The 11,114-nt window shown below is 59.3% G+C and carries 12 protein-coding genes and 2 pseudogenes; 8 read left to right on the top strand and 6 right to left on the bottom strand.

The genetic code is table 11. From position 1 onward, the window contains the following. Positions 1–187 (bottom strand): hypothetical protein (locus MPJ51_RS20550; protein WP_298390739.1); only part of this gene is annotated, 187 nt, incomplete at its 3' end. Between the two features lie 201 nt (positions 188–388). Here MPJ51_RS20550 and MPJ51_RS20545 point away from each other — a divergent pair. The 4 genes from MPJ51_RS20545 to MPJ51_RS20530 all read left to right on the top strand — a co-directional run bounded on the left by MPJ51_RS20545 (position 389) and on the right by MPJ51_RS20530 (position 4,288). Beyond that, positions 389–970 (top strand): 2OG-Fe(II) oxygenase, encoded by a 582-nt coding sequence (locus MPJ51_RS20545; protein ID WP_298390737.1) that lies wholly within the window; start codon positions 389–391, stop codon positions 968–970. A 119-nt stretch (positions 971–1,089) separates the two neighbouring features. Beyond that, entirely contained in the window at positions 1,090–3,048 is a 1,959-nt protein-coding gene (gene parE / locus MPJ51_RS20540; protein WP_298390735.1) for a DNA topoisomerase IV subunit B, read from the top strand. Positions 3,049–3,089: 41 nt separating this feature from the next. Beyond that, positions 3,090–3,650, top strand: coding sequence for a hypothetical protein (locus MPJ51_RS20535; RefSeq protein WP_298390734.1), 561 nt, complete (start codon positions 3,090–3,092; stop codon positions 3,648–3,650). 356 nt (positions 3,651–4,006) lie between these two features. After that, positions 4,007–4,288 carry a hypothetical protein gene (locus MPJ51_RS20530; protein ID WP_298390732.1) on the top strand — a complete coding sequence of 94 codons (282 nt, stop codon included), beginning with the start codon at positions 4,007–4,009 and terminating at the stop codon, positions 4,286–4,288. A gap of 33 nt (positions 4,289–4,321) precedes the next feature. Here the strand turns inward: MPJ51_RS20530 and MPJ51_RS20525 are convergent, their stop codons facing one another. After that, positions 4,322–5,161 (bottom strand): DMT family transporter, encoded by an 840-nt coding sequence (locus tag MPJ51_RS20525; RefSeq protein WP_298390730.1) that lies wholly within the window; start codon positions 5,159–5,161, stop codon positions 4,322–4,324. Between the two features lie 99 nt (positions 5,162–5,260). After that, positions 5,261–6,031 (bottom strand): alpha/beta hydrolase, encoded by a 771-nt coding sequence (locus tag MPJ51_RS20520; RefSeq protein WP_298390728.1) that lies wholly within the window; start codon positions 6,029–6,031, stop codon positions 5,261–5,263. A gap of 190 nt (positions 6,032–6,221) precedes the next feature. Between MPJ51_RS20520 and MPJ51_RS20515 the strand changes: the two are divergent. Next, a pseudogene (locus MPJ51_RS20515) lies at positions 6,222–6,977 on the top strand (hypothetical protein); the annotation flags it as partial. Between the two features lie 7 nt (positions 6,978–6,984). On the opposite strand, the gene MPJ51_RS20510 reads toward MPJ51_RS20515, so the two are convergent. Next, entirely contained in the window at positions 6,985–7,659 is a 675-nt protein-coding gene (locus MPJ51_RS20510; RefSeq protein WP_298390726.1) for a TIGR04283 family arsenosugar biosynthesis glycosyltransferase, read from the bottom strand. Between the two features lie 72 nt (positions 7,660–7,731). On the opposite strand from MPJ51_RS20510, the gene MPJ51_RS20505 reads away from it, so the two are divergent. Beyond that, entirely contained in the window at positions 7,732–8,469 is a 738-nt protein-coding gene (locus MPJ51_RS20505; protein WP_298390724.1) for a folate-binding protein, read from the top strand. A 106-nt stretch (positions 8,470–8,575) separates the two neighbouring features. Next, on the top strand, positions 8,576–9,520 hold the full coding sequence (locus MPJ51_RS20500; RefSeq protein ID WP_298390722.1) for an ABC transporter transmembrane domain-containing protein: 945 nt from the start codon (positions 8,576–8,578) through the stop codon (positions 9,518–9,520). 54 nt (positions 9,521–9,574) lie between these two features. Here MPJ51_RS20500 and efp read toward each other — a convergent pair whose 3' ends face one another. Further along, positions 9,575–10,138: an elongation factor P gene (gene efp / locus MPJ51_RS20495; protein ID WP_298390720.1), complete on the bottom strand. Its 564-nt coding sequence runs from the start codon at positions 10,136–10,138 to the stop codon at positions 9,575–9,577. Positions 10,139–10,356: 218 nt separating this feature from the next. On the opposite strand from efp, the gene MPJ51_RS20490 reads away from it, so the two are divergent. Then, positions 10,357–10,677 (top strand): DUF6280 family protein, encoded by a 321-nt coding sequence (locus tag MPJ51_RS20490; protein ID WP_008757056.1) that lies wholly within the window; start codon positions 10,357–10,359, stop codon positions 10,675–10,677. 66 nt (positions 10,678–10,743) lie between these two features. On the opposite strand, the pseudogene MPJ51_RS20485 reads toward MPJ51_RS20490, so the two are convergent. Continuing rightward, positions 10,744–11,114, bottom strand: a pseudogene (locus MPJ51_RS20485) (cobalamin biosynthesis protein CobQ); the annotation flags it as partial.

Here is an 11,114-nt window from a genome sequence, read left to right as displayed (position 1 = left end):
GCTTCCGCAGCTTGCCGGTGGCCTGCTCGAAGGGGATGGTGTTTATCCAGGTCATGCAATGCCACCTCACAGCTAAAAAATCAGTGACGCCAACCTGACCGTACCCCACGCCGCAGACAAGCCTAAATACAGACTGCATCCGCATGAAAACCTTTGACAAAGCAGATAGACTGCGCATATCAAACACGCCTGTCACAAACCCAGAACGTAAGAAGGAGGTTCGATCGATGATAGATTTGCATCTGACTGCGCCGTCCTCTTGCGACGCCCACGTGTTCTTTGCCTGACATTTCAGACTGATCGCGGCGCCTTTTATCCGGCGACAACTCTTTCCCGATTCTTTCCAACACCCCTGCCGTGACGGCGGGGCAAATACTGGGTATCTACCATGCAGATTAACGAACTTTTGAACGGTTATGTATTTGAACTCGTCGACTTTCTGCCCGTCGAAATCTGTGATCGCTGGATCACGGACATCGAAAGCACGGGATTTGAACCGGCTTTGATCAATGGCGTGAACGGCGCAACCCGCCGCCCCGACATTCGAAACAATGATCGCCTGATCCGCGACGATGCCGAAACTGCACAGAACTTATGGCAGAGCGTGCTGCCTTTCGCGCCGCAGACCTTTCGCGGGCGAACGGCAGCGGGCCTGAACGAACGCCTTCGGTTCTACCGCTACGACGTCGGGCAAATGTTTGACTGGCATCAGGATGGGTATTTCGAACGACCCAGCGGTGAGCGCAGCCTTTTCACGTTCATGATCTACTTGAATGACGATTTCAAAGGCGGCGGCACCTCTTTCTGCGATGTCTATGCAGGCCAGTCATTCCCCGAATTCTGCGTGACGCCGAAAAAAGGCGCCGCCCTTTTGTTCTATCATCCGATCATGCATCGCGGTGATCCGGTTCTGTCCGGCCAAAAATATGTAATGCGCACCGACATTATGTATTCTCCCGAGATGCAATAAAATTTCGGGCGCGTGGTATCCCGTGTGACCTGCATCTGCCCACAACACCTCGCGCCCCTCTTCCCCCGGACCACATCACCTGCCATAATGGGGGAAACTCAAAAACAAGAGCAGCACCCATGCCCGACGATCTGTTGACGCCCGAAGTGACCTCCACCTACGACGCCTCTTCCATCGAGGTGCTCGAAGGGCTGGAGCCGGTCCGAAAACGCCCCGGCATGTATATCGGCGGCACTGATGAGCGTGCGCTGCACCATATGGTCGCCGAAATCCTCGACAACTCGATGGACGAGGCCGTCGCAGGCCACGCCAACCGGATCGAGGTGGAACTGCATGCGGATTACGCCCTGACCGTGCGCGACAACGGGCGCGGCATTCCGATTGATCCGCACCCGAAATTCCCCGACAAATCCGCGCTGGAGGTGATCCTGTGCACCCTGCACGCGGGCGGCAAATTCTCGGGCAAGGCGTATCAGACCTCGGGCGGTCTGCACGGCGTGGGGGCCTCGGTGGTCAATGCGCTGTCGGATTCGATGGTTGTGCAGGTGGCGCGAGACAAGACGCTGTTCGAACAGCGGTTCTCGCGCGGTATCCCGCTGGGGCCCGTGGAAAAGGTCGGCGCGGCCCCGAACCGGCGCGGCACCACGGTGACGTTCCATGCGGACGCGGACATCTTCGGGCACCACAAGTTCAAACCGGCGCGGCTGTTCAAATCCATCCGGTCCAAAGCCTACCTGTTCTCGGGGGTCGAAATCCGCTGGAAATCCGCCATCGACGACGGCGAGACCCCGACCGAGGCCACATTCCACTTCCCCGGCGGCCTGTCCGATTACCTCAAGGAGACCATGAACGGCTCGTCCACCTATGCCGAGCAGCCTTTCGCAGGCACCGTGGACTTTCAGGAGAAGTTCAACACCCCCGGCAAGGTCGAATGGGCGATCAACTGGACGCCCTCGCGCGACGGGTTCATCCAGTCCTACTGTAACACCGTCCCCACCCCCGAAGGTGGCACCCATGTGGCGGGCTTCTGGTCGGCGGTCCTGAAAGGCATCAAAGCCTATGGGGAGTTGATCAACAACAAAAAGGCAGGCCAGATCACCCGCGACGACCTGCTCACCGGCGGCTGCGCGCTGGTGTCGTGCTTTATCAGCGAGCCCGAGTTTGTCGGCCAGACCAAAGACCGCCTCGCCACGGTCGAGGCACAGCGGCTGGTCGAAAACTCGGTCCGCGATCATTTCGACAACTGGCTGGCCGCCGACACGAAATCTGCGGGTGCGATCCTCGACTTCCTCATTCTGAGAGCCGAAGAACGCCTACGCAGACGGGCCGAGAAGGAAACACAACGCAAGTCCGCCACTAAGAAACTTCGTCTCCCCGGCAAGCTGGTGGACTGTAGCAGTTCAACACGGGACGGCACGGAATTATTCATTGTCGAGGGCGATTCTGCGGGTGGCTCGGCCAAAATGGGCCGTGACCGCAAAACACAGGCCCTGCTGCCCCTGCGCGGCAAGATTCTGAACGTGCTGGGCGCGGCCAGTTCGAAACTGGGCACCAATGCCGAGATCAACGACCTGACCCAGGCGCTGGGTGTGGGGCTTGGCACCAAGTTCAACGTCGACGACCTGCGCTATGACAAGATCATCATCATGACCGACGCGGATGTGGACGGGGCGCATATCGCCTCGCTGCTGATGACGTTCTTCTTCACCCAGATGCGGCCCATGATCGACGCGGGCCACTTGTATCTGGCCTGCCCGCCTCTGTACCGCCTGACCCAAGGCGCCAAACGCGTCTATTGCCTGGACGAGGCCGAACGTGACGAATGGCTTGAGAAAGGTCTGGGCGGCAAAGGCAAGATCGACGTCTCGCGCTTCAAGGGTCTGGGCGAGATGGACGCCAAGGACTTGAAAGAGACCACGATGGACCCGGCCTCGCGCAAACTGATCCGCGTCACGATTGATGAGGACGAACCCGGCGAGACCGGTGACCTGGTCGAGCGCCTGATGGGCAAAAAACCCGAACTGCGGTTCCAATACATTCAGGAAAACGCGCGGTTTGTGGAGGAGTTGGATGTTTGAATTTCTAATCAAAAAAACAGTTTTGACTAAGAAACGATAACGTGCCCCTAACTTCCGCTATCGAGCATGAAAACCAGTCCAAGACCCGAAAGGCGCTTTACTTTAGTGCCTTTTTTACCTTCGCGGCTGCAAATGCGGAACTCTTAAGCGGCGAGATGTCCATCTTCGGGCTTCGCATTGCCGTGGTACAAGCAGACTTGGTTGCCTTTGGGCAGCTTATTACTCTACTTCTTTTTGCTATCTTTATTCTTCACTGCTCAGTGGCTGCTTCACAGGCAATCTCCACCACTATTGCGGAGGTGAATGTGAGCTGGAATCAACGCTCATTGACAAACATACAAAGAATGAATGATCATCTTGACTTAGATCCCAACTATGAACACGAAGATCCTCTTGGCGGTTTGGAGCCTTGGGAGTACGAACATCATAAAGAGCATTTCAAACGACTACGCCACGAAAGTATCGCCGAGCTTATTGTTAAAATCTTATCCCGATTGAGAAGTTTTATTATTGAGTATTTTCTAGTACTCGTCGCAGCAACGTATGCTCTACTAAATCCACGGATTGTCAATCAAGCTGTTCAATTTTGGCAAAGCTTGTAGTGCCTTAGAAGCAAGAAATTACGAATTCGCTATACAAACATGATTGCATAATTGGCAAATGTACTTCCCGCGAGGCCCAAAAACCCCGCGCCCGGCCCGAGGGTGGGTGCGGAACGCGCCCGCTCTGGGGGGCGGGTCGGGCGCGTGCATGATGCTTTGCATCATGCATTGGGTGGCTCACACGAAACCTCACACCCCCCGTAGGCCGGGCTTCAGCCCGGCACACCGCAACCCCCTTGCCCAACCCGTTGATCCCGTTCACACTTACCCAATCAAACATTCAACAATGAAATTCTGAGGCTCCGAGCGTCCAAGACCCAATTTGAATCCAACAGATTTCCAAACGGGAGGACGACATGAAAACATTAACCCTCGGCCTGGCTCTGACTCTGCTGGCCACCCAAGCCCCTGCGCAGCAAACACTGTCCACTGCATCCCCCATCCCCGATGGCGCCGAGACGCGGTTTTGCTATTATGCGGGCATGGCCTACTCTGAGGACGCCTTTGTCGTGGTTTTCGGCGACAATACCGTGACCTCGACCATCTCTACCCGCGAGGAACGACTGCTGCGCTGTCACCGCAATGAGGATGGCAGCCTCAAATGGCGACCGCAAAGCACGTTTCAGGTCAACAAGTAGGATGGGTTTCCAACCCATCCCCTCTGCCTGACGTCACACGGCCAGTCCAATCAGCGCAACGCCCGCAGCCATCAGGCCCGCGGCCCCCAACCGGCGCATCCAATAGCCTTCGCGCAGGAAGATGAACCCGATCAGCGCCGCAAAGATGACCGAGGTTTCGCGCAATGCCGAAACCGCGCCCAGCGGTGCGAAATTCTTGGCGTATAGCACCAGCCCATAGGCGGTCATCGACACCAGCCCGCCCAGGAGGCCAATGACCCAGGTCCTGACGGGCAGTTCCGTCAACGTGGCCCGTTTACGGATACCGATGAACCCGGCCACGAACACATGCAACAGCGCGCCCCATGCCCAATAGCTGAGCGTATTGCCCGACAGGCGCACGCCGATCCCGTCCACCACCGAATAGATCGAGATGCAAACCCCCGTGCCCACTGCGAAAAGCAACGCGCTGCGCCCGACACCGGATCGCAAGGCCCGCCAGCTGCTCAGCTGAATCCCCAACCCGATCAGCGCGATACCTCCCCAGGCCTGCCAGGGCAGCACCTCGCCCACCAGAACAATCGCCCAAAGCGACACCAGCGCCGGAACGATGCCACGGGCAATGGGGTAGACTACGCTTAGGTCGCCATGCTGGTAGGCTTTGCCCAGCATGAAGAAATACCCGAAATGCACCACGGTCGAGAGCAGGATATAGACAAAGCTCTGCGCGGTGGGCAGCGGCAGCAGCACCACCATCACAGCCGCCGGGATAACCTGCCCCAACGCCACAAGGCCCAGAGTCGTCGTCCGGTCCGCCGCCGTTTTGACAATGGCGTTCCACACGGCATGCAACAGAGCAGCCATCAGAATGATGAGAATGATTGAGAGAGACACACCCGAATCTTTCACGCAACCCAGTGGCCCCGATTGAGGCAGCCGCGCAAATTACACAGCGCGTGGCAGATCACAATACAGATTTCGGCTCAGGCCGCGTTAAAGCAGCTTTTCCTGCAACCAATCAGCGATTTGAGCCGCCGGGCCGTCCCATCCCGGCTCCATGAACAGGAAATGCGCGTGATCTTCGACCAGCAGGAATGTCCCACGCTCCCCATACATCTTGGCCAGGGCGCGGCAGGTATCGGGATTCACCGCCCGATCCTCGGCCCCTGACACCACCAGAACCGGGCAGTCGACCTTGTCCATCTCGACCTTCATCGCGGCGTGATCGTCAAACATCCAGAAGAACATCTCGAACATCACCCGCCCGCTTTCAGCCCCCAACCGGTCGAACACCGCATGCTGCTGCGCCTCGGGCATCTTGTTGAGCGCAAAGGGCGCCATCAGATCGAATTCGACCCGCATCGGCTGCTTCCAGAACGCCCCACCCTCCATCAGCGCGCGCGGCACCGCGCGTTCGTCATCGGTCTCGGGCAAAGTACCCCAGGGCGCGTTGGGGTTGATCAGGACGAGCGCGCTGGCCAACCCATGCACGGCCACCTGCTGCGCCACCACCCCGGCGATGGCATGGCCCAGCAACACGGGCTTGCTGTCCAGCCCCTGCACAAATTCAGCGATATCATCGGCATAATCCGCAACCGAAACATCCCTAAGCCCCGGATCGGGTTCGGCCTTGGGATCACCCTCATGATAACGCAGCGCAGGCACATGCACCGTCCATCCTCGATCCCGAAAGAACCCGGCATAATCCTCCATACACCACGGCCCGGCAAAAGCACCGTGGATCAATACAATCTCTTTGGTCATCAAATCTACTCCCTCATCCCATACCACTAGTATGAAAGACGCAGCGCCATGTGCAAAGGAGCAATACCCGCCCGCTTCATCTGGCCAAAAATATCCCGGGGAGCGCGAGGGGCTGGCCCCTCGCCCCCTCCATCTACAACAGCCCGTGAAGACTGTTGCCACCCTGCGCAAGGCACGTACACTCATCCCCATGACTTTTGTTGCCGAAAACCAATTGCCACTGCTGATCATTTTCTTCCTGATCGGCCTGATCGGCACCGGATTTCTGTTCCGCAAACCGGCCGGGCACCGGGCATGGAAGCTGGCTGATCTGGTCTGGGTGGTGCTGGGCGGGGTCGGTGCCCTGGTGGCGGTTCTGGCGGGGCTCTACACCTCGGACAGCTCGCGGCTGGACCGGCAGATCGACGTGGCCTATGCCGCCTCGCTGGCCTTTGACCGCGACGCCGCGCGGTTCCGGCTGCGGTTCTGCGATCCGGCCTATGATCCCGACACCGCCGTTCTGTGCGAAAAGGTGGAATTCCTGTCCGCCTCAACCGCCAGCAATGCCGACCTGCCCCTGTTCATCGCCGTCACCAACGAGGTCGCCCCCCTGCAGGGCCTGCATTTCCTGTTCGGACGCCAAACCAAGGATGACATGGAAGAGGCCCGGGGCATGGCCGCCAAGGCAAATGCCTTCGACATTGAACAATTCCTCGTCTTCACTTCGCTGGACGACACCACACAGATCGCCATCGACAATATGCGCCGCAAGGTGCCTGCCATCGCCGGGGATTACCTGATTCTGGCGCAAAGCTACGATGATCTGATCGAACAGGTCAGCAAGCTGAAGGATGAGTGGGAGTATCTTCAGGCCAATTCCCACATTCTGGTGTTGCAGATCGTCGCCTTATGTCTGGTCAGCTTTGCCGCGCCCTTCCGGCTGGGCAAATCGATTGTCGAACTGCGCAGCACCTTTACCGCCGGTAAGCCTGCGCCAGCCGTTCCGGATCAGCGCCCAGAAAATACCGGATCAGAGTCCAAAGATTCCGCCCCCCCCGCCGCATCCAACCCTGACGGGTATAGCGTTCCGCACTCGTGACCGCCTGCGCCCGCAACAGGGTAACGCGCGGCAAGGCGCGGATCAGGGCGACATCCTCCATCAAGGGCTGATCCGGGTAACCACCCGCTGCCTCATACCCTTGCCGCCGTACCAGCAGCCCCTGATCACCATAGGGCAATCCGAACAAACGGCTGCGCAGATTGGCCCAACCGGCCACCCAGACCGGGCCGAACCCCTTAGCGCGAAACCGCAACCGAAACGCAGCAGGCGCGCCGCTGGGCAGATGGGCCGAAACCACGGCACTCCACCCCGGTTGTAATTCCGTATCCGCATGCAGGACCAACAGCCATTCACCCCGCGCCTCGGCACAGCCTCGCCGCAACTGCCCGCCGCGTGACGGTGGGCCCGTCTCGATCCGCGCGCCCGCCTCGTCCGCCATGTTCAATGTTACATCCTGCGATCCGCCATCCGAGATGATCAGCTCGCGGATCAGCCCGGCCTGCAGCCCCTCCATCAGCGCCTGCAAGGTGCGCGGCAGCTCCGCGCCTGCGTTCAGGGTGGGGATGACAACGCTGATCGGTGCGGACATGTCGGAACCCTCTGGTCATGGCGGCGGGAACTCCTATATCACGGAGCCAGACCAAATGACGAGGATCAACCCATGCCCCAACGCCGCATTCTGCGCCTGACCGGGACGGATACGCACAGCTTTCTGCAGGGGCTGATCACCAATGACATGCAGCGGCTGGATGACGGGCTGGTTTACGCCGCGCTGTTGACGCCGCAGGGCAAGTATCTGTCGGATTTCTTTCTGAAACGCGACGGAGACACGGTGCTGCTTGATGTGGCCGAGGACCTGGCCGACGGGCTGGCCAAACGCCTGACCATGTACAAGCTGCGTGCCGATGTGGCGATTGAGGATACCGACCTGAACCTGCAACGCGGCACTGGCTCTGCGCCCGAGGACGCCCTGCCCGACCCGCGCCATGCGGATATGGGCTGGCGGGCTTACAGCGCAGGCGAAGAAAGCAATGACGGCACCGATTGGGACGCCATCCGTGTGCGTCACTGCATCCCGGAATCCGGAATCGAACTGACCCCGGACAGCTATATTCTGGAGGCGGGTTTCGAGGCACTGAACGGTCTGGATTTCAAAAAAGGTTGCTATGTCGGGCAAGAGGTCACCGCCCGCATGAAGCACAAGACCGAGTTGCGCAAAGGTCTGCGCCGGGTCGACATCACGGGCTCTGCCCCGGTCGGGACCGAGATCCTGTCGGGCGGCAAAGCAGCCGGGACGCTGTTCACGCAATCCGGTAGGCAGGCCATCGCCTATCTGCGGCTGGACCGCGCGGGCGATGACATGACGGCAGGCGACGCCACCCTGCGCCTGCCCGACTAAGACTTGTTGCCCGCGCAGCACGCCTCATCCCCTTGATCTTTGGCCAGATTTGATCCTGCCCGAACGCGCGGTATCAATAGGGGCAGGTCATCAAGGGAACGTCGAAATGTTTCGCCTTTACACCGCGATCTGGCGCGCCAGTGCCGGGCGGCAGGTCATCCTGATCCTGCTGTCTCTGGCCGTTGCCGCGCTTGCCGCCGTTCCGTTGGAGTTTCAGCGCGACATCATCAACCACCTGACCGCAGGCAATGTGGACACCGACCGGCTGATCCTGCTGGGCGCGGGCATGATGGCGGTGATACTGCTGAGCCTCGCGCTAAAATGGGTGCTGGGCTACCGCGCCGGAACCCTGGGCGAAGATCTGATCCGCATGATCCGCCAACGCCTGCTGGTGCGCAGCTCGGACCTGACCGACGAAGGCCAACCCCTGCGTAAGGGCACCATGACAACCGCGATCTCGACCGAGGCCGAGGAGTTGGGCAAATTCGCAGGCGGCGCCTTTTCCGACCCCGTCGTGCAGGTCGGCACTTTGATCAGCGTGATCGGTTATATCTCGTCCACACAACCCGGGCTGGGCCTGATCGCCTTTTCGATGATCGTACCGCAGATTGTCATCGTCCTGTTGTCGCAGCGCAAAGTGAACGTCTTCGTGGCCGAGCGTGTCCGCATCCTGCGCAGCTCGACCGACCAATTGACGACCAAGGATATCGACGCCGTCGCCCGCGACATCGAAACGCTGTTCGATGACATCTACGAAACCCGCCGGAAAATGTTCATCTGGAAACTGTCGGCCAAATTTCTGCTGAGCGTGATCAACGGTGCCGGAACCGTTGGTGTTCTGATGCTGGGCGGCTGGCTGGTGCTGGAGGGGCGCACCGATGTGGGCACCGTTGTGGCGGCCACCAGCGGGCTAGCGCGCATTCAGGGGCCCACAGCGTTTCTGATCGCCTTTTACCGGCAGGTCAGCGCCAACCGGATCAAGTTCGAATTGATGCTGGAACTCTTTGGCCCCGACCCCGCGCGCTATCGCCGCCTGCGGCACCGGTCCTGACAGAAAAAGACCGCGCAACCCCGGGGCTGTCGCGGTCTTTCAAAGCGTCGGAGTTTACGCGCGTTCGGAATATTCCATGGTCTCGGTATTGACCACGATCATCTCGTCCTGGCCGACAAAAGGCGGCACCATGACCTTGACGCCATTGTCCAGAACCGCGGGCTTGAACGAATTCGCCGCCGTCTGGCCTTTGACCACCGGCTCGGTCTCGACAATCTTGCAGGTCACCTTCTGCGGCAGGGTCGCGTTCAGCGCCTCGCTTTCATAGAATTCGACGACGATGGTCATGCCGTCCTGCAGAAACGGGCGGCGTTCGCCCAGCAGGTCTGCGGGCAGTTCGATCTGCTCATAGGTCTCGGCATCCATGAACACCAGCATGCCGTCGGATTCGTACAGGAACTGCTGATCCTTCTGTTCCAGCCGCACGCGTTCCACTTTGTCGGCGGACCGAAAGCGTTCGTTCAGCTTCGATCCGTTGCGCAGGTTGCGCAGTTCGACCTGCGCAAAAGCGCCGCCTTTACCCGGCTTTACGTGGTCAACCTTGACCGCCGCCCACAGCCCGTCGTTATGTTCAAGCACATTGCCGGGGCGAATTTCGTTCCCATTTATCTTGGGCATTACTTAAATCCTTCACAAACGGTTGATGCGTCAGTTCCTGCCCCTATATCTGGCGGGAACACACCTGACAAGACAACGACACCTAGTGCTGCACTTGCAGCAAGCCATGCAAGTGACGCAACGCAACTATGCATTTTAGCTGTATCCGAATCGCACCTAATAGGCCATAAGGACCCTCACGCCGAAAATGCAAGAGCAAGAACAACAAGGGAAACGAGATGAGAGATTTCGTTGACGGCACTGCCTTTAACAACGAGCAAGGCAATCGTGCACGCAAACTTTTCGCGGCCGTTGTATTGGCTGCTCTGGATGATGCCATCGCCGATGACAAGAAATACGGCAATGGCCCCGAACAAATCGCCCGCTGGGCCCGTTCGCGCGATGGTCGCGAAGTGCTGTCCTGCGCCGGGATCGACCCCAATGAGCGGGTTGTCGGCGGACTGATGGAGTTCGTTGGACGCGGTGTGCGCACCTCGGTCGCGCTGTCGCGGGAAGAAAGCGAGCGTCGCAACGCCGCACAACAAGCCGAAGCCGCCTGATCTTAGGGCTGTTTCGTTTGGAAAAAGCGCGCTCCTGTCACCGGAGCGCGTTTTTCTTTTTCTGGATTAGAAAAACAACAGCCACTGACGGGCGACCCAGATCTCGGCCGCCAGCAGCAGGGTGAACAGCACTTTGGCCCACAGCGCAATGCCACGCCGCCAAAGCACTATATAGGACGCAACGCAAGCCACAGCCGCCACAGGCGCGACCCACAGGGCGTGATGGGTGCTGTCCCAATAGCTGACCGGACTGTGAAAGACCCACGAACTGAACGGCCAGAACTGCGGCCTGCCATCGCCCGCGTGCAGCAGAAAATCCGTCGCCAGATGCAACAGCCCTGCCCCGGCCCCTGCTATCAGAACCGACCAGCCACGCCACAGGCCAAGACCCAGCACAAGCCCCCACAGGAAGAATGAATTGTCGATGGCAAACACCG

The organism is Ruegeria sp., from assembly GCF_028066395.1.
GTDB lineage: Bacteria > Pseudomonadota > Alphaproteobacteria > Rhodobacterales > Rhodobacteraceae > Ruegeria.
This window is presented reverse-complemented; position numbering and strand designations above follow the sequence as displayed.

What these genes read in the sequence shown, in the direction of transcription:
- MPJ51_RS20545 (WP_298390737.1), top strand. Translation starts at nt 389, where the DNA reads ATGCAGATTAACGAACTTTTGAACGGTTATGTATTTGAACTCGTCGAC.
- parE (WP_298390735.1), top strand. Translation starts at nt 1,090, where the DNA reads ATGCCCGACGATCTGTTGACGCCCGAAGTGACCTCCACCTACGACGCC.
- MPJ51_RS20530 (WP_298390732.1), top strand. Translation starts at nt 4,007, where the DNA reads ATGAAAACATTAACCCTCGGCCTGGCTCTGACTCTGCTGGCCACCCAA.
- MPJ51_RS20520 (WP_298390728.1), bottom strand. Translation starts at nt 6,031, where the DNA reads ATGACCAAAGAGATTGTATTGATCCACGGTGCTTTTGCCGGGCCGTGG.
- MPJ51_RS20510 (WP_298390726.1), bottom strand. Translation starts at nt 7,659, where the DNA reads ATGTCCGCACCGATCAGCGTTGTCATCCCCACCCTGAACGCAGGCGCG.
- MPJ51_RS20505 (WP_298390724.1), top strand. Translation starts at nt 7,732, where the DNA reads ATGCCCCAACGCCGCATTCTGCGCCTGACCGGGACGGATACGCACAGC.
- MPJ51_RS20500 (WP_298390722.1), top strand. Translation starts at nt 8,576, where the DNA reads ATGTTTCGCCTTTACACCGCGATCTGGCGCGCCAGTGCCGGGCGGCAG.
- efp (WP_298390720.1), bottom strand. Translation starts at nt 10,138, where the DNA reads ATGCCCAAGATAAATGGGAACGAAATTCGCCCCGGCAATGTGCTTGAA.
- MPJ51_RS20490 (WP_008757056.1), top strand. Translation starts at nt 10,357, where the DNA reads ATGAGAGATTTCGTTGACGGCACTGCCTTTAACAACGAGCAAGGCAAT.